At 43.1% G+C, this 26,976-nt stretch carries 22 protein-coding genes and 1 pseudogene; 10 read left to right on the top strand and 13 right to left on the bottom strand.

What is annotated here, in order from left to right; all coding sequences use genetic code 11:
- The first annotated feature begins 64 nt into the window (after positions 1 to 64).
- Entirely contained in the window at positions 65 to 1,009 is a 945-nt protein-coding gene (locus F6K51_RS22540) for a GDP-L-fucose synthase (RefSeq protein ID WP_293024400.1), read from the top strand.
- Positions 1,010 to 1,501: 492 nt separating this feature from the next.
- Positions 1,502 to 3,694 carry a polysaccharide biosynthesis tyrosine autokinase gene (locus F6K51_RS22535; protein WP_293024399.1) on the top strand — a complete coding sequence of 731 codons (2,193 nt, stop codon included), beginning with the start codon at positions 1,502 to 1,504 and terminating at the stop codon, positions 3,692 to 3,694.
- Positions 3,695 to 3,749: 55 nt separating this feature from the next.
- On the opposite strand, the gene F6K51_RS22530 is transcribed toward F6K51_RS22535, so the two are convergent.
- Positions 3,750 to 3,902 (bottom strand): hypothetical protein, encoded by a 153-nt coding sequence (locus tag F6K51_RS22530; protein ID WP_293024398.1) that lies wholly within the window; start codon positions 3,900 to 3,902, stop codon positions 3,750 to 3,752.
- Between the two features lie 84 nt (positions 3,903 to 3,986).
- Positions 3,987 to 4,625, bottom strand: a complete 639-nt coding sequence (locus F6K51_RS22525; RefSeq protein ID WP_293024421.1) for a DUF1361 domain-containing protein — start codon at positions 4,623 to 4,625, stop codon at positions 3,987 to 3,989.
- A gap of 290 nt (positions 4,626 to 4,915) precedes the next feature.
- Between F6K51_RS22525 and F6K51_RS22520 the strand changes: the two genes are divergently transcribed.
- The 3 genes from F6K51_RS22520 (at position 4,916) to F6K51_RS22510 (ending at position 7,877) form a co-directional block, all read left to right on the top strand.
- The gene (locus F6K51_RS22520) at positions 4,916 to 5,707 is read left to right on the top strand and encodes an SAM-dependent chlorinase/fluorinase (protein ID WP_293024396.1); all 792 of its coding nucleotides are present in this window, start codon (positions 4,916 to 4,918) and stop codon (positions 5,705 to 5,707) included.
- A gap of 36 nt (positions 5,708 to 5,743) precedes the next feature.
- Complete coding sequence (locus tag F6K51_RS22515) at positions 5,744 to 6,397, top strand: DUF2301 domain-containing membrane protein (RefSeq protein ID WP_293024395.1); 654 nt, start codon at positions 5,744 to 5,746, stop codon at positions 6,395 to 6,397.
- 922 nt (positions 6,398 to 7,319) lie between these two features.
- Positions 7,320 to 7,877, top strand: coding sequence for an ElyC/SanA/YdcF family protein (locus F6K51_RS22510; RefSeq protein ID WP_293024394.1), 558 nt, complete (start codon positions 7,320 to 7,322; stop codon positions 7,875 to 7,877).
- 104 nt (positions 7,878 to 7,981) lie between these two features.
- On the opposite strand, the gene F6K51_RS22505 is transcribed toward F6K51_RS22510, so the two are convergent.
- Entirely contained in the window at positions 7,982 to 9,373 is a 1,392-nt protein-coding gene (locus F6K51_RS22505) for a proton extrusion protein PcxA (protein ID WP_293024392.1), read from the bottom strand.
- A gap of 117 nt (positions 9,374 to 9,490) precedes the next feature.
- Between F6K51_RS22505 and F6K51_RS22500 the strand changes: the two genes are divergently transcribed.
- A complete protein-coding gene (locus tag F6K51_RS22500; protein WP_293024390.1) occupies positions 9,491 to 11,740 on the top strand; it encodes a recombinase family protein in 2,250 nt (749 codons plus the stop codon).
- A 114-nt stretch (positions 11,741 to 11,854) separates the two neighbouring features.
- Here F6K51_RS22500 and F6K51_RS22495 read toward each other — a convergent pair whose 3' ends face one another.
- Both F6K51_RS22495 and cax read right to left on the bottom strand, forming a co-directional pair.
- A complete protein-coding gene (locus F6K51_RS22495; RefSeq protein ID WP_293024388.1) occupies positions 11,855 to 13,048 on the bottom strand; it encodes a serine/threonine-protein kinase in 1,194 nt (397 codons plus the stop codon).
- 295 nt (positions 13,049 to 13,343) lie between these two features.
- Positions 13,344 to 14,462 carry a calcium/proton exchanger gene (gene cax, locus F6K51_RS22490; protein ID WP_293024387.1) on the bottom strand — a complete coding sequence of 373 codons (1,119 nt, stop codon included), beginning with the start codon at positions 14,460 to 14,462 and terminating at the stop codon, positions 13,344 to 13,346.
- A gap of 727 nt (positions 14,463 to 15,189) precedes the next feature.
- On the opposite strand from cax, the gene F6K51_RS22485 reads away from it, so the two are divergent.
- Positions 15,190 to 17,889, top strand: coding sequence for a DUF3536 domain-containing protein (locus tag F6K51_RS22485; protein ID WP_293024386.1), 2,700 nt, complete (start codon positions 15,190 to 15,192; stop codon positions 17,887 to 17,889).
- Between the two features lie 326 nt (positions 17,890 to 18,215).
- Here the strand turns inward: F6K51_RS22485 and lepB are convergent, their stop codons facing one another.
- Positions 18,216 to 18,848: a signal peptidase I gene (gene lepB, locus F6K51_RS22480; protein ID WP_293024385.1), complete on the bottom strand. Its 633-nt coding sequence runs from the start codon at positions 18,846 to 18,848 to the stop codon at positions 18,216 to 18,218.
- A gap of 228 nt (positions 18,849 to 19,076) precedes the next feature.
- Here lepB and F6K51_RS22475 point away from each other — a divergent pair, with 228 nt between their 5' ends.
- Positions 19,077 to 20,516 (top strand): S-layer homology domain-containing protein, encoded by a 1,440-nt coding sequence (locus tag F6K51_RS22475; RefSeq protein WP_293024383.1) that lies wholly within the window; start codon positions 19,077 to 19,079, stop codon positions 20,514 to 20,516.
- 425 nt (positions 20,517 to 20,941) lie between these two features.
- Positions 20,942 to 22,042, top strand: a complete 1,101-nt coding sequence (locus F6K51_RS22470; protein ID WP_293024382.1) for an SGNH/GDSL hydrolase family protein — start codon at positions 20,942 to 20,944, stop codon at positions 22,040 to 22,042.
- Between the two features lie 305 nt (positions 22,043 to 22,347).
- Here the strand turns inward: F6K51_RS22470 and F6K51_RS22465 are convergent, their stop codons facing one another.
- Positions 22,348 to 22,515: a hypothetical protein gene (locus tag F6K51_RS22465; protein WP_293024381.1), complete on the bottom strand. Its 168-nt coding sequence runs from the start codon at positions 22,513 to 22,515 to the stop codon at positions 22,348 to 22,350.
- Between F6K51_RS22465 and F6K51_RS22460 the strand changes: the two genes are divergently transcribed.
- The gene (locus tag F6K51_RS22460) at positions 22,495 to 23,547 is read left to right on the top strand and encodes a M42 family peptidase (RefSeq protein WP_293024380.1); all 1,053 of its coding nucleotides are present in this window, start codon (positions 22,495 to 22,497) and stop codon (positions 23,545 to 23,547) included. The genes F6K51_RS22465 and F6K51_RS22460 overlap by 21 nt on opposite strands.
- 345 nt (positions 23,548 to 23,892) lie before the next feature.
- On the opposite strand, the pseudogene F6K51_RS22455 reads toward F6K51_RS22460, so the two are convergent.
- The 6 genes and pseudogenes from F6K51_RS22455 to F6K51_RS22430 form a co-directional block, all read right to left on the bottom strand.
- Positions 23,893 to 24,171 (bottom strand): annotated as a pseudogene (locus F6K51_RS22455) (Uma2 family endonuclease); the annotation flags it as partial.
- 317 nt (positions 24,172 to 24,488) lie between these two features.
- A complete protein-coding gene (locus F6K51_RS22450) occupies positions 24,489 to 25,376 on the bottom strand; it encodes a hypothetical protein (protein ID WP_293024378.1) in 888 nt (295 codons plus the stop codon).
- Positions 25,377 to 25,541, bottom strand: a complete 165-nt coding sequence (locus F6K51_RS22445; RefSeq protein WP_293024376.1) for a hypothetical protein — start codon at positions 25,539 to 25,541, stop codon at positions 25,377 to 25,379.
- Positions 25,542 to 25,567: 26 nt separating this feature from the next.
- Positions 25,568 to 25,717: a hypothetical protein gene (locus tag F6K51_RS22440; protein WP_293024374.1), complete on the bottom strand. Its 150-nt coding sequence runs from the start codon at positions 25,715 to 25,717 to the stop codon at positions 25,568 to 25,570.
- A gap of 121 nt (positions 25,718 to 25,838) precedes the next feature.
- Positions 25,839 to 26,723, bottom strand: coding sequence for a hypothetical protein (locus F6K51_RS22435; protein ID WP_293024372.1), 885 nt, complete (start codon positions 26,721 to 26,723; stop codon positions 25,839 to 25,841).
- Positions 26,724 to 26,729: 6 nt separating this feature from the next.
- Positions 26,730 to 26,976 (bottom strand): hypothetical protein (locus tag F6K51_RS22430; RefSeq protein WP_293024426.1); only part of this gene is annotated, 247 nt, incomplete at its 5' end.

The raw sequence follows: 26,976 nt of genomic DNA, 5'->3' as shown, positions 1-26,976 counted from the left end.
TGCTTGCATTGCGATGCACCAGACGGTGATAGTTCTCCAAAAGCTAGGCAAGGATGACAAATAAATGGAAAGTTTAGATCTTAGTAATAAGAGGATTCTAGTTACTGGTGGAGCTGGATTTCTAGGACGTCAGGTAGTGGATCAGTTGTGTAAAGCTGGAGCGGATGCACAGAAGATTACTATTCCGCGATCGCTTGATTATGACCTGCGTTCTTTAGAGAACTGTCAAAGAGCTGTGGATCAGCAGGATATCATCATTCATCTTGCTGCTCACGTTGGTGGCATTGGTCTTAATCGAGAAAAGCCAGCTGAGCTATTCTATGACAATTTAATGATGGGTACTCAGCTAATTCATGCCGCCTATGAAGCTGGTGTGGAAAAATTTGTCTGTGTTGGTACCATCTGTGCCTATCCCAAATTCACACCAGTACCCTTTAAAGAGGATAACCTGTGGGATGGTTATCCCGAAGAAACCAATGCCCCTTATGGGGTTGCTAAGAAAGCTCTTTTAGTCCAGCTACAAGCCTATCGGCAACAGTACGGATTCAATGGCATCTATCTGTTACCGGTGAACTTGTATGGTCCGGAAGATAATTTCGACCCCAGCAGTTCCCACGTAATCCCTGCTCTAATCCGTAAAGTCTATGAAGCCCAACAAAAGGGAGAAATGACATTGCCTGCGTGGGGTGATGGCAGTCCTACCCGTGAGTTTCTCTACTCAACCGATGCAGCACGGGGTATTGTGATGGCTACCACGGATTACAATCAGCCAGAGCCAGTTAATTTGGGTACAGGCTATGAAATCTCAATTCGCGATTTAGTTGAGTTGATTTGCGAATTGATGGAATTTAAGGGAGAAATTGTCTGGGAAACTGATCAACCCAATGGTCAGCCTCGCCGTTGTCTGGATATTGAACGAGCCAAGCAGGAGTTTAACTTCACTGCTGAGATGGAGTTTAAGCAGGGGTTGAAGAATACTATCGACTGGTATCGACAACACGCTAGCTAAATCTACCCAAACCCATTGTCGGTAGGGGCGAAGTATTTGTACCTGGATATGTAGCTTAAACAGTAGCTCTAACAGTTCCAGTTTGTATACAAATGCTTCGCCCTCGAAGGCTAAAGCCAGACAGACTTTAGTAGAATAGTAATCAAAATACAATTTATATCCTGTCTGGAAGCATTAAGAGTGTAAGGTTTAGTAATTAGTAAAGGGCAACGATGAATTGTGATTACTCCCAACCCATTACCCCTTACCGAAAAAAACTTGGTAAATTAACACTAAAACTAAATATACATGATAGTATTTTTTTGATGATTGTTAATAACAATAACTTAATCAAGTATAATCAATCAATATTATAATTTATTTTAATTTATAGAGCATCTAACTATAGATAGATTTATAAAAAAAATACCTAGCTTCTAACGGTGAAAAAAGGGTGAGTAATCTACTAATTTTTTGTCGGTGACTATTAAAATTTTTTCCTGAGCAATTATTATGGAAGCTATAGATTATTCAGAAGAAATAGATTTTCATAAATACTGGCTAGTTTTCAAACGGCGTTTTTTGCCAGCAACCCTAGCCTTTGCTGGTTTTTTTGGTCTTGCAGCATGGTATGCATTCTCTCAAAAAACTGTTTATTTAGCAGCAGCTCAACTGTTGTTAAAGACAGATAATTCTTCTTTGACCGGGGTTGATAATTCAACTGGCACTATTGATAATGTGGCTCGCAAGAGGGACCCTTTATCTACGGAAGTAGAAATTATTATTTCCAGACCAATTATAGAAAAAACCATCAAAACTCTCAACCTCAGGGATAAAAACGGTGAATTTATCTCTCCTGAGTTCATTTTAAAAGAACTCAGTGTCAAACCAATTCCGGGGACAGACATCTTAACTATTTCCTATGAATCCTTTGATCCTACTTGGGCAGAAAGGATCGTTAACACACTGATTAAGGTTTACATAGAGAATGATCTCCAAACTAACCGAGCGGAAGCTGTCGCTGCTCGTGACTTTATTGAGAAACAACTCCCAAAAGTTGAAGCTACTGTCAGCCAATCAGAAGCGGATTTACGTAAATTCAAAGAAGCTAATAAAGTACTAGACCTGCAACAAGAAGCTAACATTGCAGTCGAGTCGATTGCCAAATTAGAGGACGAAATTTCTCAACTTCAGGCTCAGTTAGCACAGATAAATGCTGAGTCTAAGGGCTTGCGCAATAAGATCGGTCTGGATACACAGCAAGCTGTGGCAGCTACGTCTTTAAGGCAATCTACTGGGGTGCAGGATGCACTGAAACAACTCCAAGAGATACAAGCTCAGTTAGCAGTGGAGCGCACCCGCTTCAACGATGAATACCCAACAGTGGCTCAGTTGGCTTTTCAGGAAGCTGCACTATTAAAATTACTAAAAGAGCGAATAGCACAAGTCATTGGTAGCCAACAATCAGCGCCACCGGTTAAGAGTTTGTTAGAGTTTGGACCAATCCAGCAACAACTGACTGCAGAACTGGTTCAGTCCGAGGTACAGCGTTTAGGGCTGACTAGCCAACTAGCTGTTCTGAGGAATACTCAGTCGTCTTACAAAGAGCGGTCTAGAGTCCTACCGAAATTAGAGCAGAATCAGCGGGAACTGGAGCGACGGGTAGCTGCTGCACAAGCAACTTACCAAATTTTGTTAAGCAAGCTACAAGAAACTAGAGTTGCGGAAAATCAAAATGTCGGTAATGCCCTTGTGATTTCAGAGGCGATCGTTCCTGAAGAGCCGATTCAAATCCCCATCAACCTGATCCTGGCAGGGGGAGCTTTTGCTGGTATCTTAGTTGCGATCGCTACGGCTTTCTTGATCGACCTCTTAGACAAATCGGTTCATACTCTCAAAGAATTAAAAGAGTTGTTTAGATATACCTTGTTAGGGGTGATTCCAGATTACGGCAAGCTGGTCAGTACCAGCTATTTTGCTGGATCGTCTCAACAGAATGTTTTCCCCATTTTTCCAAGAGATTTGCCCCGCTCTGTCGTCGGTGAAGCCTATCAAATTCTGCAAGCGAATCTGAAATTTATCAGTTCTGATCGACCACTGCAATCGATTGTAGTAACCAGTTCTGTTCCTAAGGAAGGCAAGTCCCATGTCTGTGCTAATTTAGCTGCGGCTATGGCTCAAGTAGGACGCCGGGTGTTACTAATCGATGCTGATCTGCGTTATCCATCTCAACATCATCTGTGGGAACTAACTAACTCCTTGGGTTTAAGTGATATTCTGGTGGGTGAGGCTCAATTTCATCAGGCTAAACGGGAAGTAATGACTGGTCTTGATGTTCTGATGGCTGGGGTAATTCCTCCAAATCCTGTGGCTATTTTGGACTCTCAGAAGATGGCTTTACTGATGCAGAAGTTCTCACGAGAGTATGACTGCGTTATCATAGATACTCCAGCATTAGCTGGTATGGCTGATGCCCCAATTTTGGGCAAAATGGCTGATGGCATTTTACTGGTAGCCCGACCTGAAAAAACAGATTCTGCCAGGGCTAATGCGGCTATGGAAATTCTCAACAGCTCAGGTCAAAATGTTCTGGGGTTAGTTACCAATGGTGTCATCTTCAAGAACGAACCTGACGGCTATATCTACCGCAACAGGGAAAACTATACTCTGCCAGATTTCAGTCAAGAAAAGGCTGAATGTAAGTAAGTATTCAGCTATCAGCCGTCAGCTGTCAGATAATCAAAGGGATATAGTAAATAAGCTAGGGGGGTGCTGGTACAGTTGCTTGAAAATCCCTGCTTGTTTTTCTGTACCGACCCCGTGCAGTTAAAGCGCCTGCTAGCATCTCAAGTAGCGCATCAGCTGTTCGCGTAGCGTGGCCAAAGGCCTTTAGCTGTTCGCGTAGCGTGGCCAAAGGCCTTTAGCTGATGGCTGAATGCTTAGGAATGTAATCAGCCATAAAACTTTGGAAGCTGTGAATCTGTTATCCAGGAATCTGTTATCCAGAAGCTGCGCTGCCAGAACGTTGGTGGCGCATTCTGATCATAATTCCTAAAGTTATTTGCTTCATCATCCAGTAAAATACTGTCAGCACCACGAAAGTTACGGCCATTACTAGTAGTGGACCTTTAGAGGTTAAATCATGAATCATACTCTTGGCTAAGCTACTGGGTTGAGCAACTAAGTCCCAGCTGTTGAACCGTTGGAATCGTCCTAAATAAATACCAAAGGCGCACAGAGCATGAGTAATTAACTCAGCTAAAAATATCAACTTTCCTAACCTTCGCTGCTGCAAATACTCACCTAGGTTAATCACAGATAGAACGTAAGCTTCAAAACCGGTTAGGATAACTAGCAGATGTTGGGGAATAACAACTAGAGTAATGGTCCATACTGAGTAATTGCGGCGAATGGCTTGAATTAGATGAATCACATCGGTGAGCAGATAGGGCGCATTGGGCAAAAATAGGATAAAAACTGCTAAACCTATCCACCATAATCCGGAGTGTAAGCCAGATTTACTCCGGAATAGCCAAAAACTTAGAGCTAATGGTATTGATGCTAGAAACAAATTCCAAGCCATCCAGCCATTGTGGCTATGCCAAGCTTTCCATACCTCTGTCAGTAATGTGTCCATAGACATGATTAGTGAACCTTTGCTCTAGGGTAGATTAGCCTTGTTAAGTGGTATTGAATTTAATCCTTATCCTAACTCATCCGTTCAGCTTTGAGTTTTGAGCTTGAGCTTTCATAGGTCATACTTCATACTTAAGCCTTAAGTTGACGGTTGAAAGTTGAAAGTTGAAAGTTGAAAGTTTAAGGTTTAAAGTTGGAAGCCTTTGAAGCTTATCCCAATTCTGGCTCATTACCTATTACCGATTACCCGAGAAGGGATATGATAATCAGTCAACTGGATTTGAGATAACCATGCCTCACAATCGGATTATTACTCTGCTGAGTGATTTTGGCTTACAAGATGTTTATGTGGGTGTGATGAAGGGTGTCATTGCCCAAATTAACCCAACTTTGAGTATAGTAGACCTGACTCACCAAATCCCCCCTCAAAACCTAGCTGCTGCTCGGTTTAATTTGATCAATGCCTATCCCTACTTTCCAGCGGGGACAGTTCATGTGGCGGTGGTTGATCCAGGAGTCGGCAGTCACCGAAGAGCGATCGCTATCCAACTTTCACAGGGTTTCTTAGTTGGTCCAGATAATGGGCTATTCAGTGGAGTTTTGGAGCAATACCCAGTCATGGCAGCAGTTGAGCTAACCAACTCAGCCTACTGGCGCACGATAAACCCTAGCACTACGTTTCATGGTCGAGATATCTTTGCTAGTGTTGGAGCTCACTTGGCTAGTGGCTTAGCAATCGAAAGCTTGGGAGAGGTAATTGAGCCAAACACTTTGGTAATGCTAGATATACCAACAAAAACACTAACCGATGATGGGATGATTGGTTCTATCCAATATGTTGACCATTTTGGCAATTTAATCACTAATATCCCAGGGGCTGAGGTTGATGGCAAAACTTGGTCTGTTAAGATAAGCGATCGCATTATCCCCCATACTCAAACCTATAGCAATTGCCAACTTGGAGAGTTCGTTGCCCTAATTGGTAGTCATGGTTGGGTGGAAATCGCTGTTAACGGTGGGAGTGCTAAGTCTCAATTACAGCTGGATTGGGGAGATAAAGTGGAATTAAGCATTAAAAATTAGAATAATAATTAGTACCGAGTTCCTTTCCAGGATATTATGACCACATCACTACAACCATCTGAACCGGTAGTTTACCAAGGTCAGTTTGGCGAATTTACCATTACCGAAAGCGATCGCATTGGCGTAGTTATCTACCGCGCTGGCTTAGTGGTAGCAGCCTTGAGCTTTGCGATCGCCAGTAATTTAATTCTATTGCGAGGAGCTAGCCCAAGTATTTTAAATGTCCTGACTCCTCTTTATGGCTTATTCTGCCTTGCCCTAGGGGTTAGCTTAGTCACCATTCATATTTATCTAGCCCCCCTGCACCGCCTACTACAAATCTTTTGGGGCATCGGTTGCATTGCCTCAATTGCACTGGCATTTTCCAGCAATGAGCCCCTTGCTCTATACATTTATAACCATCCTATTTCTCTATTCGGAATTGGTTTTACCTTTGCAGCGTTAACCGGAATTTATTTCAAGGAAGCATTTTGCTTTAATCGCTTGGAAACTAAATTCCTAACTCCCCTAGTACCCATGCTGTTACTGGGACATATAGTTGGATTTTGGTCTACAGATTGGGAGATGATTCTGCTAGGACTCTGGGCGGTTTTGTTTATGGTGTTTGCCCTGCGTAAAGTATTGCAACCGATTCCAGATGATATTGGTGATAAGTCGGTTTTTGAGTATCTCAAAAAGAAGCGTGTGTAAGCTATAAGCTATAAGCTATAAGCTATCAGCTATCAGCTATCAGTTATCAGCTATCAGTTATCAGCTATCAGTTATCAGCTATCAGCTATCAGTTATCAGCTATCAGTTATCAGCTATCAGTTATCAGCTATCAGCTATCAGTTATCAGTTATCAGCCAAAGGTCTGTGCTCAGGCTACTAATCGGTGCTTTTGCATCAAATAAGCTGACCACTGACCGCTGACTGCTGAATGCTTACTCCAATTTTCATTAATCTCGAACTATTAAATCTCCTGTTTGCGCGATGGGCACGCTACGGGAACGAGGTTTATTTTAAGCATGATAGCTGACAGCTGACGGCTGAATGCTTACAAACGTGTAGGAAATTAATAAGCTGCTAGTGATTTTACGAATTACCAAAAAACAAGACTATAAACGAAGGAAGCAAGGGGACTGACGATCATCCTTTTTCAAATAATCCGGACAGATGGGACTTTGATTGGTAAGTACTAGAAAAGTGAGATGCTCTATAGCGGTTTTTAGCCTAATGAGGTACACCGGATTTTTTACCTTTTCTTTCTTCTGACTTTACTGCTCCCTGCTCCGAACGCGCCCCGCGTGGCCCACGGCCTCAGTCCCTGCTCCCTATAAACCCAAAAAATTGTACCTTACTAGCTTAAAAAGCGCTATAGACCTTATTAGTCATCAGTGATTATTAGTCATCAGTGATTAGGTGACCACGGTTTTCTCTACCGTAGACTATACCGTACATTAGTGACCACAATATCATTTATTTGTGGTTACTAATGACTAGTGACTATTGACGAGATAATTTTTCATTAAAAGTCCCAATCATGCGTTTAGTATGTAGGCGAAAACAGTGGGGTTTAACGGTTCAAGGATGGTTTGTGAATACTTTTTTGATTATTACCTGTAGTCTCTTTATGTTAACTCATATCCACCCATTTTTATCGATTACTTCTCCCATTAACGCTGATGCATTAGTAGTAGAAGGATGGCTACCGGACTATGCCTTAAAAGGTGCCATGGAAGAATTTGATCGGGGTAATTATCAAAAAATAATCACCACTGGCCTTCCTCTGCGTAAAGGATATTATCTGTCAGAGTATAAAAGCTATGCTGAATTGACTGCGGCAACGTTTATCGCACTGGGTTTTGAGCCAGATAAACTAGTTGCTGTTCCAGCACCAGATGTTAATGTAAATCGTACGTTAGCATCGGCTCAGGCGTTACGGGAGTGGCTATTAACCTCAGATGAATCAATCAAGTCTATTAATCTTTATTCATTTGATGTTCATACTCGCAGAAGTTGGATGCTATTTAAGCAAGTTCTTGGTCCTGAGATTAAAGTTGGAGCAATAGCTGCTAATTCCCTTGACTATGAACCAAAACAGTGGTGGGTTTCTAGTCAAGGAGTGCGGTCAATCATGTCTGAAACAATCGCTTATCTCTATGCTCAAGTTGTAAGTTTGAAAGTTTGAATATTGCCAAAATTGCTATAGCAATTATTAATTGGGTGAGGGAGTAGGGAGTAGGGAGTAGGGAACAGAAACATGTCTTAACCTTTACTTCGACTGGTATATTATTATTCATTCATCGTGCGATAGGTAGCTACTGCTGAAGGAGATATCCGATTCAGATAGCGGAAAATCCAATATTTGATAACCGAATCCAAGATAACTGGAAATGTGGCAATAAACAAAAATATAAACTCTCGACTTTCTGGTATTCCTAAATGTCGGGATACGGCTTCTAGGATTACTTCCCAACCGTGGGGAGAGTGGAATCCTACAAACATATCGGTAAACAAAATAATGATAAAGGCTTTGGCACTATCACTCAGTCCATAGATAATATCATCCATAAAAGATTTTAAAATAATTACATCTCGCTTGCTGTTCATGATAACTAAGGCAAAAGCAACTAGAGCTATAATGTCAGCAAAAATATTTTTAATGGCATTAGATCCTTGATTATAATAGTCTTCTGCCAGTTCGTTAGCTTTATGCTTAATCTCTTCTTCCATCTCCTCCTCAGATAGTTTAGGAGTAAACCCCAGTAAGCTTTTAAAGTGGAGTTCTTCTTCAAATTTTTTTAACTCTATCAGAGCTTCTTCTTCCATCTCATAATTTAAAAAAATAGCTGATTCATGGTTACTTCTAAAGTGATCAACTATGGGACTAACTAGAAACGTTTTAGAAATTTGATGGGTTAAAATAGGAACAATAGTTAAAATTAGGATAAACTTAATAGAGATTACGGTTTTACGTTGAGACCGACGAAAGGTTTTGACAACTTTATCTTCAGCTCGTGGATCGAGTTCCTGCTGAATTCTTTTGACCGTCCCTACAATTGACCTAGGTAATACACCGGTTTTATCCGTTACTTTCTTGGAGTTAGCTCCTTGATTATTGACCGATGAATTGTTGTCTGATTCCGAATAAGGGGCTTCTCGAAGATTGGAATTTTGGTTGATAACCTGTCTTGGACTGGAGTTAGTAATCTGATTATCTGGCTTTTGGTCTATGGGAATCAATGCTGCGGTGGATTTTTCCGGTTTTGGGGCCGCATACTTGTTGATAATTTCATCAATAAAATTTAATTTTTCAATAAGTATTGACTGCTGATCGCTGAGGTCGATTGACTCAGATAACCGATAATTTTGCCTAGCTTGTTGTTGACTAGTTTCGATAGGATTAGATCCAGTTAATTCATAATTTATTATAACAGAACGACTGGTTTTAAATTCTACTAGTCTAACGTTGATAGTCTTGATATATTTATTAATTTGTGCCTCAAAATAGGCAATAACGCTGTTACTATATTGACTGGTATCGGCGGAGATTTTTTTACCTCCAAAATATTCATCTTCAATCGCTTTAATTTTTAGGGCCGCTTTGTATGCCTGATCCAAGGCTCTCTCTGGTGTATTGAAGAACCATTGTCTAGCTGTGCGTAAGATAGTTTGAAGATTCATTCAATTCTCTAGGATCATACTCTCAACATCTAAGGGGTGCATTCTTACACCTAATTATTCCTAGAACTCTTACATCCTAGTTGTGCTATAATAGCAAATTACCTAAAGAAAAATTTTGTGGCTCAAAATTCACTGTGGATCATTGGCTCAACTCGCACTGGCAAAACAACTCGCCTTGTGAGTCAGTTTTACCAATGGGTTGAAGGAGGACTGGATTGGTCAAACCCAAATTCGAGTTCAAGATATCAAAGAACTCCCTCAAAAGCCCCAGGAATTTTAGTGTTTGCGGCTAATGACGATAATCGGCGTGAGCTGGCGGATCGGCTCACAGAGGTGATCCGGGGACGGTATCCAGTACTTTCCAAGACACCTTTAGGTTTTTTCCAAGATGAGGTAATGCTATTTTGGCCCTTGTTAATTGGGCGATTGGATATCAAGGCACAGTTTCCGTTGCGATTGCGTCCTGAGACTGAGCAGGACTTAGCCACCCAGCACTGGCGTACTGACCTGGATAATGATCTACTACAACTGCCAGGGGGGAATGATTACACTAGAGTTCGTCGGCTCCTGGACTTGTTACAATTAGCAGCAGTGAGTGGGATACCTGTTGAAGACATTCCCCACATGTTAACGGTCGGGATTCCAGAGGAGGAAGGAAACCCGAAACTTTGGTCAACGGTGGGAAAGCTGTTGCTAGAGTGGCGAAGCTGGTGTCTAGAGAGGGGATTATTAACCTACGGGATTATTGCTGAACTGTATTGGCGGTATTTGTTGCCAGACCCCACTTATCAGCAGTATTTGCAGCAGCGGTATCAGGCAGTGCTGGCGGATGATGTGGATGACTATCCTGCGATCGCTCGGGATTTATTTGAGACTCTACTCAATCAAGGGGCTGTGGGAGCTTTTAGCTTTAATCCTAATGGACAGGTACGCTTGGGCCTTAATGCTGACCCCAATTATCTAGCGGATTTGGCATCCCGTTGCTTGGTGGAAATCTTACCGGATTTATCGATCGATGCAATGCCGGTTGAATTGGCAAACACAGTAGTGGAATTAATTACTAATTCCATGTTTATTGATGATATACCTGAGTCTATCCAATCGATTCAAACCACCTCCCGTGCTCAACTGTTGCAGCAAACGGCTGGGGTGATTAGTCAAGCGGTGAAGTCTGGGCAAGTGCAGCCTGGTGAAATAGCGATCATTGCTCCAGGTCTAGATGCGATCGCACGCTACACCTTAACGGAAATCCTGACTAACCAAGGTATTGCTGTCGAACCCCTCAATGACCAGCGCCCATTAATTAGCTCACCGATGGTTCAGGGATTACTAACCCTACTAGCGCTAGTGTATCCTGGCTTGGGACGGTTAGTGAATCGAGATGCGATCGCACAAATGCTGGTAGTACTCAGTAGCCAACCACAAGTGCAGGAGTTGAAGGGTGAAAGGTTGAATGTTGAAAGGTTGAATGTTGAAAGGTTGAATGTTGAAAGGTTGAATGTTGAAAGGTTGAAGGTTGAAAGGTTGAAGGTTGAGAGTTCAAATCTGCAACCGGGAACCCTAATTGACCCTGTCCGTGCTGGTTTATTAGCGGATCACTGCTATGCTCCTGATCCTGAGCAACCTCGTCTGTTACCAGTGGAGTCGTTTCCTCGCTGGGATAGGTTAGGGCATCAGGCAACCACTGCCTACTCAGAGATTTTCCAATGGTTAGAACTACAGCGCGAGCAACAACAACAGGGTCTGATTCCTTCGTGCCTGGTAGTTTTCGACCGCGCTATTCAGAAATTTTTGTGGCATGGCTCTAATCTTGCCTATGAACAGCTAGCAGCACTGCGGGAACTGATGGAAACCGCTCAACACTACTGGGAAGTGAATGGACGCCTGGGGAAAGAGTTGAAGGTGGATGATTCCAGCCAAACCAAGCAACAACCGTCTAACCGTCAGCGTTCCACCCAAATTATCGCCCAATTCATTCTGATGCTACGTCGTGGCACCGTTACTGCTAATCCCTATCCCGTCCGCCGCCTACCCACAGCTACCAATGCCGTCACCCTCGCTACTATTTTCCAATACCGTGCCGCTCGCCGCTGCCACCGTTGGCACTTTTGGTTAGATGCCGGTTCTTCCCTCTGGCTCAGTGGTGGTGCAGCTACCCTTTTCGGAGCTCATCTATTTCTAAAGGAATGGTCTGGACGTCCTTGGACAGAGGAAGATAAAGTCCAAGCTGATCAACAGCGATTAGAGCGAATTTTGCGAGATTTATTCGGTAGAGTTACAGAGCGGGTTTACTTGTGTCATAGCGAATTAGCGGTTAGTGGCACAGAGCAGAATGGTCCGTTATTATCTTTGATAAATACTGCGTAAATACTGTTTCTTGACAATTCTACTGGAAGTTCCTGGGATATTTCTGTTAGAAGTATTGGCATGTTTGAGTTGAAGTTTGCCCAGGGTGAAGCAGCAAGCTAGATCCTTTTCGTATTAAAAACCAGAGACCAAGCCCAAGACAAGTATCCACAACATCACGCTCAGTGGTGCGCCAAAGAGAATCCCCACGATTGCCCAGCCTCTTTGGTGAGCTTTGAAGTGTTCAATACTCCGCCAGCGACGACTTTTCCAAGCCCATTCATTGCCCTTGGCACCGAGCGCGATCGCCATTAACCAACCCAATTGAGGCACCCATGCTATCAGTCCAATCCAAACATTATTTGTCATAGGCCAAAACCAAGGTATCAAAAAAGCTCCCCAGTTCCAGCCTTTGATTTCATCTGGTATCGGTATTCGAGGATCACCTAAACCCCCTTGACCTGAATTATTCACAAAGGTGGCTCGGGTGGGTCTGCTCAGTTTGTTGCTTTTGCGAGTATTTAGTGTCATGCCCAATTCTAGGGCTAGAATTGCTTCAGACGCACTTTTGAAGCGTTGCTCTGGAGCCGGTTCGGTCAGCTTCTGAATCCAGCTAATCAGGTTAGCACTGAGGTTGACTTGGTCTTTAAAGCAAATGCGCAAATTCCGCTGGGGCAAGTCAGCAGGTGCAGTCCCGGTGAGCAAATGAATCAACGTCGCTCCTAAGCCATACAAATCCGAGGCTGGTACTGCCCTACCACCAAACTGTTCCATGGGCGCGTAACCATAGGTTCCCACTACTGTAAATGTAGCGCCCTCTTTAGACGCCCGATCCTGCACTGACCCGAAATCGATGACATAAATCTGCCCATCATCTCCTAAAATTAGATTGCTAGGCTTAATATCTCGGTGTAGTACGGCTGGATTCAGCTGATGGAGAAATTCAAGAATTTTCAGCACATCCACAGCTATTTGGCGCACTTCCCCTTCTGTAAATCGTTTACCTTGATTTAGTTTTTCCTTGAGGGAGGAGCCAGGAATATAGTTGTGTACCAAGCAAAACCAGAGTACTCGGTCATCAATGTTAAAATAATCAAGATACTTGGGAATCCGGGGATGATTGAGCTGTTTAAGCACCTGTGCTTCTCGCTCAAAGAGTTTTAAATCGTCCCAATTAACGTCACCACCAAATGCCAGCAGTTTAACAACTACCAATTCTGGAGGTGACACTCTTATATCTTCAGCTAGCCAAGTTTGTCGTCCAGCATTATGTCCCAGTTGTTGCTTAAGTTGATAGCGCTCATGTAATATCTGTTCAGCTTCCAGCATCTCGGCTTAATGTCCTCAGGGGCTCATCCATCCCATCAGTGTGCTCGGTTAATCTCAAGCTACATGGGTGGATAAAGGGCAAAGGGCAAAGGCTAAAGGGGTGGATTAGATGATGATTTTTCTTACCAATCAATTTGTCTTACGAATCAAACCGATTTATCATTGACATTTGACCCCTCTAGCTCTAATATAGCCAGATTTTTTTGGGATGACAGGGATGTTGACAGTTTATTGACTTGAAATTCTTTGTTCATCATCACCTTCAACCGTCAAACTCTACACACTAGGCGTTAACTCATCCCAATCCCTCCACCACTGGATGGAAGTAAAACGCTAGTCCTAATACCACATAAGCTGCTAATAGCAACACTCCTTCGAGCCAGTTTGACTTACCATCAGAACTAATCGAATTAGTAATCAAAACAGCTACGGCTACTGCTACCAATTCAAAGGGATTAAAATCCAAATCCATGGGCTGACCCATAAACCACCCAGCCAGCACTAACACTGGGGCAACAAATAGGGCAATTTGCAGACTAGACCCCACGGCTACGGAAACTGAGAGATCCATCTTATTCTTCATCGCCACAGTTACCGCAGTGGCGTGTTCTGCTGCATTACCAATTACGGGCAGTAAAATTACTCCGGTAAACAGCGCTGTTAGTCCTAACTGTGATGTGGCAGATTCCAAGCTATCCACCAAAAGTTCTGACTCTAGTGCCACCAGCAGGGTAACCACTACCAAGACTCCTACCCACAACCAGATATTAGGCAGATGTTGAGATTCGGAACTGGCAATTTCACCCTCCCCTGTTTCTTCTGACTCCATTTCTGCCATTCCCACATCAAACAGATAGGTGTGGGTTTTCATGGAAAATAATAGAGTTAGCCCATAAACCAGAATTAAAACCAGGGCAACTGCCACCGAAAGCTGTTGTAATGTAGATTGAGGAATACCAATGGATGTGGTATCCATTGCTGTCGGTAGCAACATGGCAATCACCGCTAGGTTCATTGAAGAGGCATTCACCCGCGCCACAATGGGCTGAAACTCCTGTTCTTTGTAACGCAATCCACCCAGCAGCATCGCAAATCCCATCACTAGGAGTAGGTTACCGATGATGGAGCCAGTGATGGTGGCTTTAACCACTTCTACTAACCCAGCATTCAGGGCAATTAGGGCAATGATTAATTCTGTAGCGTTGCCAAAGGTGGCATTTAATAACCCTCCTAGGTTTGGACCGAGCACCACAGCAATTTCTTCTGTGGCTGTTCCCATCCATGCTGCTAAAGGAATAATTGCTAAGCAAGAGGTAATGAAGATAACTGCCGAGTTCCACTCTAGAAATTCAGCGGCTACTGAAATGGGAATAAACAGTAGCAAAATTGACAAAATTTGGTTTTTGGTGAGCATTTAGGTTTCTTTACCTCAAAAGAATTACTATTCTAGTTACTCTCGGGGACTAGGGCAGTATCGAAAGGGACTTGGTCAATCCCTCTTCCCATCCCCCCGTCTCCCTAAGCTGTCACGCCCCTAAGCTGTCACGCAGTTAATTTTTGGGTTGAGACTGATGGGGAGATAGGGAGGTGGGGGGATGGTTTGACGGTTTGTTTCATAACATGAACAGATTAAATTTAGACTGGTGTTAGCTAATCAACTTAGATAGGCCAATTAGATAGTCAAGCTACCTGTAGGGTGGGCAAAACCTTGCCCACCCTACCCATGGTGTCTGTGCGTAAGTCCTGAACTTAGATAGCCAAATTAGATAGTCAAGTACCTTACTCTGTAACTGTTGTGCTGCAATATTGCTTTTGGATACTCAACCATTCCTCAAGCGCATCAGTCTTAGGATATATTTTTTAACCATAGAAATTTGCTATGATCTGGTGAAGATTGATAAGATTACCGCAATTTGCATAAACTGATTGGAGTTACTTGAATTAAACCTTGCGGTTGAATTAATCATTGTGTTAAGCATTTAACGTTTGTCCCAACTATCCGCTGTCCCAACTATCCGCTACTTTTGTTCGTTACTGCCAAACCAGTATAAGTTTGCTCAAGGGTATTCGCGCTCCGAGTCCCAAACATGAAGTTATCGGGTTGGGTGAGCTGTGTTGCTGTTTTTTGAATGCATATTCCCATGACTTCAGTAGCTGAACTGCTAGTGTTACAAGCTGAGGAAATAAAGTCCACTGCTAAGTCCACTGCCAAGATCAAACACTACTCGACGCTCAACAATGACTCCCTAGATACGGCCACAGGTGTCTATATTACTATCCACGGTCATTTCTACCAACCGCCTCGGGAAAACCCTGATCTAGATACTATTGAGCGTCAGCCTACTGCTGCTCCGTTTCATGACTGGAACGAACGGATTTACTATGAGTGCTACCGCCCCAATGCCTTTGCTAGGGTATTAAATGACCAAGGGGAAGTGATAGATATTGTCAACAACTATGACTATTTGAGCTTCAATATTGGTCCAACCTTAATGTCATGGCTGGAAGATTACGATCTCGAAGTGTATCAGCGGATTCTGGAAGCGGACAAGAAGAGTTGCGTACGCTTAAATGGTCACGGAAATGCGATCGCTCAAGTGTACAACCACATCATCCTTCCCTTAGCCAATGAACGGGACAAATACACCCAAATCCGTTGGGGAAAAGCGGACTTCCGTTCCCGCTTTGGTCGTGAACCCGAAGGGATGTGGCTGGCGGAAACCGCAGTAGACTATCCCACCTTGGAAGCATTGGTAGCAGAAGATATTCGGTTTACTATCCTAGCCCCTTCCCAAGCTCAACGTTGCCGCCCAATTCCCAATGAACTCACCAGTGAACACAATAGTAATTCTCCATGGCAGGAAGTGGGAGGTGCTCAGATTGACCCTACTCGCCCTTACCGTTGCTTCCTCAAAAATGGCAAATTTATTGATATCTTTTTCTATGACGGCCCAATCTCCAGAGATATGGGCTTCAATGATTTACTCACCAGTACTGAACACTTCGCCAAGCGTTTGGGTCAAGCAGTACGTGGGGATCATCGCAGCGCCCAGTTGATTGCTGTGGCAACGGATGGGGAAACCTTTGGCCATCACAAAACAGGCACTGAGAAGTGTATTGCCTACGCTTTTACCCATGAGTTTCCCCAGCGCAACTGGACAGTAACCAACTTTGCCCACTACCTTAGCTTTAATCCACCCACCTGGGAGGTGGTACTGAAGCCAGTAACAGCCTGGAGTTGCTCCCATGGGGTTGACCGTTGGCAAGATGATTGTGGCTGTGGTGGTGACGGGAAGTGGCACCAAATGTGGCGTCGTCCCCTGCGGAATGCCCTGGATTGGTTACGGGATCAATTGATTGAGGTATATCAAGAGACTGGTAGCCAATTCTTCCATGACCCTTGGCTAGCGCGGGATGAGTATATCGAAGTGATTCGGAACCGTTCCCCAGCCAATGTGGACAGTTTTCTGGAGCGTCATAGTACTCACCCACTGACGACCGCCGAACACGTGGATGGCTTACGACTGCTGGAAATGCAGCGTCATGCTCTGCTGATGTATACCAGTTGTGGTTGGTTTTTTGAGGAAATCTCCCGTCTAGAAGGGGTTCAGATTTTACGCTATGCTGCCCGTGCTATGGAGTTAGCTGCTAATGTTGCTAAAGTCCAACTGGAAGAAGAATTTATCCAACGCCTTGCTCTAGCACCCAGTAATGTGGAATGCTTTAAAACTGGTGACCAGATTTATCGGCAACTAGTGGTGTCAGCCCAGGTTAGCTGCAAGCAAGTAGTAGCAGACTATGCCATTAGTTCCCTATTTAAAAACTATTCCCAAGAAGACAAAATCTACTGTTACTATGCCCATCAGCAATATTACCAGCTAAAACGAATCGGGGCATTAACCCTAGCTGTGGGACAGTTACAATTGGTTTCTGAGATAACTAGGGAAAGTGGTGATTTTGTGTTTGCCTTGCTATACCTAGGTGGTTGGGACTTCCACTGCTGTATTCAACCCCTTGCTGAATGTCGAGCCTACCGCCAGCGGTTGGAAAGATTATTTAATGCCCTCGAGCAAGCCAGTGCAGCCCACACAATTTTGGTAATGAATCAGCTGTTTGGGCAGCAAAATTTTAATTTGCAGCATCTGTTTCCTGAAGAGCGACACCGGATTATGCAGCTGTTGAGCCAGGAAACCTTGACCCGTTTGGATCAGCTCTATACCCAGGTTTATCGGGATAACTATAGAGCCTTGATGGCTTTCCAGAGAGATGGGTTATCTATTCCCAAGGAATTGCAAGTAGCAGCAGAAATTGCTATATCCAATCAGTGTATTACTGTGATTAGGGCATTAGATAGTGATAGCAGTGATCAGCAGGTGGTATGGAGTAGGTTGGCAGAGTTAGAAGCGATCGCAACAGCAGCGAATCATCTCCACTGTCAGTTGAATACCCTAGAAGTCAAGCAAACCTTAGAAAAGTTAATTTTGCGTACGCTCTGGCAAATTCTTTACGATAGCAACCCAGAGGAAGTGGAAGTCGATATTCAACGGCTAGACAAAATGATTGATGTTGGGAATCAGCTCAATCTAAGCTTATCCTTAGATCGTTGCCAAGAACTTTACTTGCAGTACTTCCATAACCAAATTTTGCCTCAGCTGATCCAAAGCCAAGATTTAAAGAAAGATAGTCAAAACAAAGATAGTGATAGCAATGGCAGCTATCCCTGGCTATGTAAAATGTGTACCTGTAGCACTGCCCTCAGTGCTTCACTTTCCCCAAGCCCCCTACTCAAGTTGGGTCAAACCTTAGCAGTGGATCTCAGTGGTTGGGTCACCAACCTGTAAGCATTCAGCTATCAGCTATCAGCTATCAGCTATCAGCTATCAGCTATCAGCTATCAGCTATCAGCTTTTGAATAAAATAAGCTGACCACTGACCACTGACCACTGACCACTGACCACTGACCACTGACCATAAAAATCTCAAAAAAGTTATAACACCGGGATTACAGCGCAACTATTAAACCCTTGGTTTTCGGCTTTAATTTAAGTTACATAATAATCCCGGTCGGTGTTACCCTAATTTAATTTTAACAAATAATAAGAGTTTTTGGTAGACTCTGCGACATTTTCTATAGCTGTTTACTAACCTCATTGAAAACTGCTATAGTTCAGATCGAACCAAGTTCACTAAGTGGCCAAAAACGGAAACAGGCACGACCAATGACTTTGTCTTTACCTAGAAAACCCCAAACATGGGAATCGTTGCTATTGTTGCGGTTGTCTCCCATGACAAATAGCTGATCTTCTGGCACCTGCACCAGTCCCATCTGATAATGGGGAGGTTGGGCAATGTAGTCCTCGTCTATAGGAGTACCGTTGCGATAAACTTTGCCATCTTTGACTTGAACCGTATCACCGGATGTGCCAATCACCCGCTTGATGAAAGCTTGGTCTTTTGAGTAACCCAAAATTTGTAATTGTGGCGGTAGTTCAAACACTATAATGTCACCGACTCTAGGGGTATGGAAACGGTAAGAGATTTTTTCCACCACTAAGCGATCGCCTATTCCCAAAGTCGGGTACATGGAATCCGAGGGAATGTAGCGAGGTTCTGCGACAAATACTCGAATCAATAGAGCTAAGGCTAGTGCGATCGCAATAATTTGGAAATTTTCCTGTACTTGCTTCCAGAATGGCGTGCCACCCTTGGCCTGTTGTTGACCCTGAGCATCTGCTTGCTGCTCCTGAACAGATTCAGAAGATTCACTCGGTGCTGCTAATTTCTTTTTCTGTGCATCCATACAAGATTTAAATTGACATTTAAATTGACGGTAAGGCAGATTTATGGGTATGACCGCCCCCCTAGCCCTAAACATCTTTACTAGTTTGGCAACTCAGCCAGGATAACACGCTTGATTGCCCTTTTGTGAATTTGCGTTAGTTTAGGAAGTGAGTACTGTTGTTGGACAATGCCCGTGCTGTTTCCACACTCTGTCCTACGTGCGAGTTTAGCGGTTTGTCTTCTGGGTGTGTTGAGTGCCTGCGCCAACACTAACCTAGGTGACGCTTTGCAGCGGTCTTTGGGAGCAGACCCCACACTGAAAGATAACCCACCCAAAAACTTGGGTCGGCCATCTCCGAACAAGCCTCAAAGTACTCCCCAGAAACAGAAGTCAGTACCGTTGCCAGAAGACTTCCCCACTGAGATTCCCCGTTATCAACAAGCAACCTTGGAACAAGTGGAACCCCTCAAAGATGCTGCTGCTCCAGGTAAGCTGACGATTTGGTCATCCCCTGACCCAATTAATTTAATTCAGAACTTTTACCAAAAGACCTTTGAGTCGGGAGGCTGGGAAGTCCTCGACCAGCCAGAAGAGCAAGATGGTGGCACATTCATCGTCCGTCGTAATGACTTGGATGTTACCCTTTCGATTCCTTCTCGTGCCACTACTGGCAAATCGAGCGCTGCCTCCTCATCAAAGCCCCCAGCGGTTGCTACCAACAGCAGTGTGACCACATTTGATATTCAGTACGTCCGGGATGGTAAGGATACCAAAGCTGAGAAACCAACACAAGCTGAGAAACCACAACCATCCCAGAAACCAACACAAGCTCAAAAACCAACACAACCTCAGAAACCAACACAACCTCAGAAACCAACACAACCCCAGAAACCAACACAACCCTCTGAGGTTGCGAGTAAGCCAGCTCAGGTCAGGTCAGGAGAACCTGAGAAATTTACTGACTTGGATAAAGTCCCCCGAGATTTGCGTAAGTATGTGGCAGATTTGGCAAAATTGGGAGTCTTAACCCCAGGCACAGCTAATCCAAAGACCAATGCTGATAGTCAAGGTACTCAGTTTGCCCCCAATCAAACCATAAGCCGCCGTCAGTATGCCCGTTGGCTGATGGATGCGAATAATCGGATCTATGCCAATCGTCCAGGATTGCAAATCCGTTTAGCATCCAAAACTACTCAACCTGCATTTCAGGATGTGCCTCGTACGGATCCTGATTTTCCCTATATTCAGGGATTAGCTGATGCTGGATTAATTCCTAGTCCCCTCAGTGGCGATTCTACGGCAGTATTGTTTCGTCCAGATGCACCATTGACTAGGGAAAATCTGATGGTGTGGAAAGTGCCTCTCGATACTCGTAAAGCCTTGCCCAAAGCCTCTATTGAAGCAGTGAAAGAAACTTGGGGCTTCAAAGATACCGCCGAAATTGACCCGAAAGCATTGCGAGCCGTCTTAGCTGATTTCCGAAATGGCGATTTGGCAAATATTCGCCGAGTCTTTGGTTATACAATATTGTTTCAGCCTAAAAAACCAGTCACCCGTGCTGAAGCAGGAGCAGCGCTTTGGTATTTCGGTTCTCAGGGTGAAGGGCAATCTGCAAAAGAAGCACTGTTTCTTAAACCTCAAACCAGTCAGCCATCAGGGGCACCAAAAGCTAAACCATCGAATTAGGTGCATACAAAACAGCTGAAAACAGCTTTTAATTGTGCTTAAGCACAATTACGAATAGCTATTGTCATGGGTTAGTAATTAGTGGTGATTGGTCAAGTGTGTCAATGGCAGACATGATATAGCACAAGTCAGAAGTCAGAAGTCAGAAGTCAGAAGTCAAACTCTTGCGCTTACTTAGGTTTGAGACTTTTGTCATGTCCGCGCCTGCCCTGGCGACTGCTATATCAAGTCCGGTTAATCACGTCTAAAATGGTTGATCTGATGCCTGTGAATTTTGAATTTTGAATTTTGAATTTTGAATTTTGAATTGCTAATTGCTTATGGTTAGTTAATTTTCAAGGTTCAATTTACTATCAACCAAGAAGGATAAGTATTAAATCGGACATGAGCTGAGATAATTATCTGCAATTAAGTTAAATAACATCATGAAGACACAAATTGCCGCTACAGGATTAGTCTTTTTCTCTTTAATGTTGCCCCTGAGGGCAAATGCTGTCGAGTTGTTTAGCAAGATGTATATCTTTGGAGACAGCCTCTCTGATCAAGGCAATCTGTTTAATGCCACCGTAGAGCGAATTCCCCCCAGTCCACCCTATTTTGAGGGACGTTTTTCCAATGGTCCCAACTGGGTGGATTATCTTGCAGGGGATTTGGAATTAAACCCTACTCTGTTTACCACTCTTGGCTCAGGTGCTATCCCTACTGAAGGCATTAACTTCGCTTTTGGTGGTTCTACTACAGGCACTGTACAAACTGCCCCTGTTCCCTTCTCTGGATTGGAAGTTTTACCAGGATTGCAACCGCAGATTGATGCCTTTACTGTTCCCCTAATACAAGCCGGTCAGTCTGCTGACCCAGATGCTCTGTATATAGTGTGGGCTGGTGCTAATGATTATCTACCCAACCAAGGCACTTTTGAACCATTTACAGAAACTGACACCACCTTGGCAAATTTGTCAGATGCACTCCAAGACCTGACTGATGTTGGGGCTAAGACTATTATGGTCGTTAACTTGCCAGATTTGGGCAATACGCCCATTGCTCTGGGAGTTGATGGACGTGTTCCTGGTACTACCGATGCCCTCAACACCTTGATAGAAGACCATAATTCTGGTTTGTCTGAACTACTGGATCAATTCAGTCAGACTGCCGACTCAGATGTCAATATCATCCCGGTTGATGTTAATTCTATATTTAAGGAAATTCTGGCTCAGCCGAAGGAATTTGGTTTCACCAATGTCACTACTCCTTGTCTGAATATACCAGCACAATTTGTATGTGAGAATCCCGAAGAGTTTTTATTCTGGGATTTACAACATCCAACCACTGGTGTTTATCGAATCATTGCGGATTTAGCCCTATCAGCATTGAACGATCCACACCCAGATAATAACCATCCACACCCAGCTAATAACCATCCACACCCAACTAATGTTCCTGAACCAGCAATGGCTTTAGGTCTATTTGCTTTGGGGGCTTTAGGAATAGGTTCTAAGAGAATAGGGAAGAGGGGATCGGGAATTTAGAATTTAGAATTTAGAATGCGCGAATCGGGAATCGGGAATCGGGAATCGGGAATCGGGAATTGGGAATCGGGAATCGGGAGTCGGGAGTCGGGAATCGGTAAAAATCCTGGTAGTGCTATACAATTCCTGACTTTAGCTCCCGAAACCTTGACCAGACCAACGCCTAAATCACTACATCTTTACCACTATCATCAAAAAATACTAGGAGTTTTTTCCTACTATTACCTGTTCCGAAGCTCCCTCTAGATACCGTTTTCAATTAGATCATGAAACCCAATTCTGAGTTATCATAACATCAAAAAATCCTAGGTTTTCTTTCCTACTATTCCCGACTCCCGATTCCCGACTCCCGTTCCCCTCCTGGGAGGGGTTAGGGGTGGGTTCCGACTCCCTACTCCCGACTCCCGACTCCCTACTCCCGACTCCCTACTCCCTACTCCCTCTTCCCAACAATGACTAACAATTACAACCAACTGTTCAAAACCATAGAAGAGTTAGTTATGCACCATTCCCCTAGTGGTGCGGAAGGGGAAATTGACCAATTGTTACTGCATCGGTTTCAAGCTTTAGGGGTGGAAACTTGGCAGGATCGGGCGGGAAATGTAATTGCTAAAATCCCTGGTAAGGATGCTGGTGCCAGTCCCATTGCGATTACTGCTCATAAAGATGAAATTGGTGCGATTGTTAAACGGATTGGTGACGCAGGACGGGTGGAAGTGCGCCGGTTGGGGGGTTCTTTTCCTTGGGTTTATGGTGAGGGTGTGGTGGAGCTGTTGGGGGATAACTATACCATTAGCGGTATTCTCTCCTTTGGCTCACGTCATGTTTCCCATGAATCTCCCCAAAAAGCGTTGCAGGATGATGCTCCTCTACGTTGGCAAGATGCCTGGATTGAAACTAAATGTAGTGCTACAGAATTGGCAGAGGCTGGGGTGCGTCCAGGCACTCGTATGGTGGTTGGTAAACATCGTAAGAGACCTGTGCGCCTTAAGGATTATATTGCTAGCTATACCCTGGATAATAAGGCATCCGTGGCGATTTTGCTAAGCTTAGCCCAACGGTTGAAAACTCCAGCAGTTGATACCTATTTGGTGGCATCAGCAAAGGAGGAAGTCGGGGCAATTGGGGCTTTGTATTTTACCCAAAATCAATCTCTAGATGCGTTGATTGCTCTGGAAATTTGTCCGTTGTCTGCGGAGTATCCCATCGAAGATGGACCAGCACCAGTGTTGCTCTCTCAAGATAATTATGGCATGTACGATGAAGGGTTAAATCGGGAATTGCAACAAGCGGCAGAAAGTTGTGAGGTACCGATTCAGTTGGCGGTTATTGATGGTTTTGGCTCTGATGCTTCGATCGCCATGAAGTTTGGTCATGTTGCTCGTGCTGCTTGCTTGAGTTTTCCTACTCAAAATACCCATGGTTATGAAATTGCTCATTTGGGTGCGATCGCAAATTGTATCGAGATTCTTGAGACTTATAGTTCATTAAGAATTAAGAATTAAGAATTAAGAATTGAGAATTAAGAATTGAGAATTGAATTCACCATTCTGCCTTCACCATTCACCATTAACCATTAACCATTAACCATTCACCATTCACCATTCACCATTCTTCATTCTTCATTCTTCATTCTTCATTCTTCATTCTTCATTCTTCATTCTTCATTCTTCATTCTTCATTCTTCATTCTTCATTCTTCATTCTTCATTCTTCATTCTTCATTCTTCATTCACCATTCTTCATTCTTCATTCACCATTCTTCATTCTTCATTCTTCATTCTTCATTCACCATTCTTCATTCACCATTCTTCATTCACCATTCTTCATTCTTCATTCTTCATTCTTAGTGTTATCTTCAACCCAGGTTTTGTAGGAACGCCGATGCCCTTTCGGTCTACCCACAACCACCATCACATCCGGGGCTTGGTTGATTTTGGGTTGTCCTTGTTCTGGATACCACAACAAATCCCCGGCAACGAACACATTAGGGTCATCTTTGAATAGGGCTTCCAGGCCATACTTAATGGTGGTAATTAGTTCAAATTGAAGGGTATTGTCCGCCAAGGGTTTGCCGTCACTTTCGGGATAGAAGATGTCATCGGTGGTGGGCTGAAGCTGCTGAACCATAGGAAAAACTGTTACCAGAGCTGATAACCCTATTCTATCCTACTAATTAATAATTTATAAATTATAATTTATAATTTAATTCTACCTTTTGTCTTCTACCTTCTACATTATTAATTCTTAATTATGCATTCACTAGGGTTATTTTATTCTGGATATAGGTAAGGATTTTACAGGCTTTCAGTCATCGCATACCTGAATTATCGAATGTTGAAACGACCTATCCTCGTCAATGCATAAAATATGGCAATTTAGAATGAAACAGCCCTGATGCATTCTTAATTCTTAATTCTTAATTCTTAATTCTTAATTCTTAATTCTTAATTCTTAATTTTTAAAGAAGAGCGATATATCCCTGCTTCAGCTTGATCTATTCTTTGAAAAGCAGCTTGGGAAAGAGCATCGCCGAAAATATCATTCAACGGAAAAATACCTCTAACCACTGACTTACCTAAAGAATAGGCTAATTTGCATAATTCACACAGAAGCACTGTCAAGATTTCTGGCTCTCCATGAAGATAACCAATATAAAACTCTTCCTCTGAAAGTTCCGAGTAACTTTGAATAGCTATACCTCGTAATCTTTCATTTTGTATTAATCCGAAAACTTTTCCCCCAAGCAGACAGTCTTTTACTAACTCAGGAGTAATAGTTTGACATTTAGGAATTAATTGTGTGTAAAAACTTTTTTTTTTATATAATATTTTTTTTCTAATCATTAAAGACCAAATATCATCAAAATGTTTCAGATCTAATTGAATTAATTGGTTGGTATATGAAGTAACAGTATCAGCATCAGCTTTATAAACACTATAACTATCTAGTTTTTTATCTCCTCGGCGAGAGATAATTTTCAACATTAGTTCATTCTCAGACAAGACACAGTAACGTAATATAGGAACATTTATTTTAGATAAATACTTATTTGTATGGGAATCTAATAATTTAGATAAACCTCGCCGTCGATAGCGACGATCTACTCTCAAAGAACTTCGCCAAGCTTCCTGTTTTGACAAAATAACGACTTGCTGCATCGCCACAGGGATATCATCAAGAGTAACTACAAAAACTTTATTTTCAGGATTGTTAATCCGTTTCTCCAATACTAAGTGCATGTAATCTTTTTGATTTTCCCACGTATATTGGCAGAAAGCCAAGATAGGTTCTACATCTGAAATTTTAGCTAAGCGAATCTGGAATTCAGTCATCTATCCTTTGCTGTGGGTGTCTTTACAGGTTCGGTGCGTTACGCTGGAGCGATCGCTATCCCGGCTTTTTGCCACCGATAAAACCATGTTGCCACGATGCACCCACTTTCGATAGTGTTCTGGTAACCTCTCCCATTGCTGATTACTTAAGTTGACTCGATTCATTAATGCACCCTGCCATCGCTTATTGTTTAGGATACAACGAGTTTGACAACAGGCCATAGTCCCAGGTCGGTAAACTGACTATTTATAATCAATTGAGAATTTAAACCTAGGGAAATGCGATCGCGTAGCGTGACCTTTCGGGCAAAGCCCAACGCTTCGCGAACGGTCAATCCCATAGCGGCGACCTAGGAGAATTCCATTCCATTCCTCACCCCGCCTCACCCCATCCATATTCGACTTAAGACCATAACAATTGACTTAACTTTCCTATCTCTGACTAAACCCATAGGTTTTCATTTAACTGAATGGTTTTCCGCCCATCCCAACTGTAATTGAGCCATCAGGCTTATGTACTTCCACGAAACAACTATCATTATATCCTGATGAAAATATGTGCGCTCCTAACTGAATAAGCGAATCCCGAAAAGATGCTTTAAAAATTGCGTTTTTTGGAATAACAATAGTTCTGGAATGAGGGTTATAACTGATCAGTTTACTGAGATTTACTAGAAAACTGGCAATACCTCCAGTAGATTCCAAATAGGCAATGAAATCATATTGAATAATCCAAATAATACTTACAGGTTTTGAGGACTCATTAAGTTTGTCAATTTCCGCGAAAACTTGAACACTATTGCAGTACTGTCCAAAATCTACAATGTAAATGCCTGATTCCAACGCCTGAATGGTTGCCTGCTTTACAGGAACAACCATTACAATTTTATGACCTGGAGGAACCATGAACTTTTCCGGCTCTTTCGGAAAAAAATCCCTTCTGATCCGATTAAAGTATTGGCGCAAAATTCCAAAATAGGATTCTTGGTCATTGTAAAATAAAAGACCTTGGAAGTCATTGGTTTTCTCAATCATGTCGAAGGCTTCAGCAACACTCACCATGATGAAACGATCCCCAAGCCTCCTATCATTCTTATTGATAAAAAACAGGACTAACTGAAGCGATTGAATAGTTACGGAAGGAAGCTCTAGGTTCATGCCCTCAGTAATAGTGTACTTCTCACCAGGTTTCATCTCAACCTTGCTACTCACAACTGGTGAATACAAATTCAAAGAGCTTAATCTACGATAGATTTCATTTCTGTCCCTATCTCTGTTATACTCGGCAATGTCAAAGATAAGTTGATTTGTATCTTTTCTGCTAGACTTAGGCTTTAAAAATTGCATACTTGACTATCTCCATAAGTTCGATAACACCATTAAAAACGCGATCGCGCCACCACTCCCCATCGGGTGCAGCTCATCTTTGTAAAAGTTCTGTAGTGGAGTGACCATGTTAAAATAGTGTAATAAAGCCAGGGAGCGGTGAGAACCATGGGTAGAGGAAGACGGGACAAGATTGCACTGAGTACAGAGCAAAGGCAAAGACTCGAAGCAATTAGCCGGAATGGACACGCACCAGCCAAAAAAATCCTTCATG

This window comes from Moorena sp. SIO3I8 (assembly GCF_010692325.1).
GTDB lineage: Bacteria > Cyanobacteriota > Cyanobacteriia > Cyanobacteriales > Coleofasciculaceae > Moorena.
The sequence above is the reverse complement of the archived record's forward strand: the minus strand, read 5'-3'. Positions and strand labels throughout refer to the sequence as shown.

Bases quoted from the DNA above. Each gene is read 5' to 3' on its own strand.
- F6K51_RS22540 (WP_293024400.1), top strand. From the start codon at position 65: ATGGAAAGTTTAGATCTTAGTAATAAGAGGATTCTAGTTACTGGTGGA.
- F6K51_RS22535 (WP_293024399.1), top strand. From the start codon at position 1,502: ATGGAAGCTATAGATTATTCAGAAGAAATAGATTTTCATAAATACTGG.
- F6K51_RS22525 (WP_293024421.1), bottom strand. From the start codon at position 4,625: ATGGACACATTACTGACAGAGGTATGGAAAGCTTGGCATAGCCACAAT.
- F6K51_RS22520 (WP_293024396.1), top strand. From the start codon at position 4,916: ATGCCTCACAATCGGATTATTACTCTGCTGAGTGATTTTGGCTTACAA.
- F6K51_RS22515 (WP_293024395.1), top strand. From the start codon at position 5,744: ATGACCACATCACTACAACCATCTGAACCGGTAGTTTACCAAGGTCAG.
- F6K51_RS22510 (WP_293024394.1), top strand. From the start codon at position 7,320: ATGTTAACTCATATCCACCCATTTTTATCGATTACTTCTCCCATTAAC.
- F6K51_RS22505 (WP_293024392.1), bottom strand. From the start codon at position 9,373: ATGAATCTTCAAACTATCTTACGCACAGCTAGACAATGGTTCTTCAAT.
- F6K51_RS22495 (WP_293024388.1), bottom strand. From the start codon at position 13,048: ATGCTGGAAGCTGAACAGATATTACATGAGCGCTATCAACTTAAGCAA.
- cax (WP_293024387.1), bottom strand. From the start codon at position 14,462: ATGCTCACCAAAAACCAAATTTTGTCAATTTTGCTACTGTTTATTCCC.
- F6K51_RS22485 (WP_293024386.1), top strand. From the start codon at position 15,190: ATGACTTCAGTAGCTGAACTGCTAGTGTTACAAGCTGAGGAAATAAAG.
- lepB (WP_293024385.1), bottom strand. From the start codon at position 18,848: ATGGATGCACAGAAAAAGAAATTAGCAGCACCGAGTGAATCTTCTGAA.
- F6K51_RS22470 (WP_293024382.1), top strand. From the start codon at position 20,942: ATGAAGACACAAATTGCCGCTACAGGATTAGTCTTTTTCTCTTTAATG.
- F6K51_RS22460 (WP_293024380.1), top strand. From the start codon at position 22,495: ATGACTAACAATTACAACCAACTGTTCAAAACCATAGAAGAGTTAGTT.
- F6K51_RS22450 (WP_293024378.1), bottom strand. From the start codon at position 25,376: ATGACTGAATTCCAGATTCGCTTAGCTAAAATTTCAGATGTAGAACCT.
- F6K51_RS22445 (WP_293024376.1), bottom strand. From the start codon at position 25,541: ATGAATCGAGTCAACTTAAGTAATCAGCAATGGGAGAGGTTACCAGAA.
- F6K51_RS22440 (WP_293024374.1), bottom strand. From the start codon at position 25,717: ATGGGATTGACCGTTCGCGAAGCGTTGGGCTTTGCCCGAAAGGTCACG.
- F6K51_RS22435 (WP_293024372.1), bottom strand. From the start codon at position 26,723: ATGCAATTTTTAAAGCCTAAGTCTAGCAGAAAAGATACAAATCAACTT.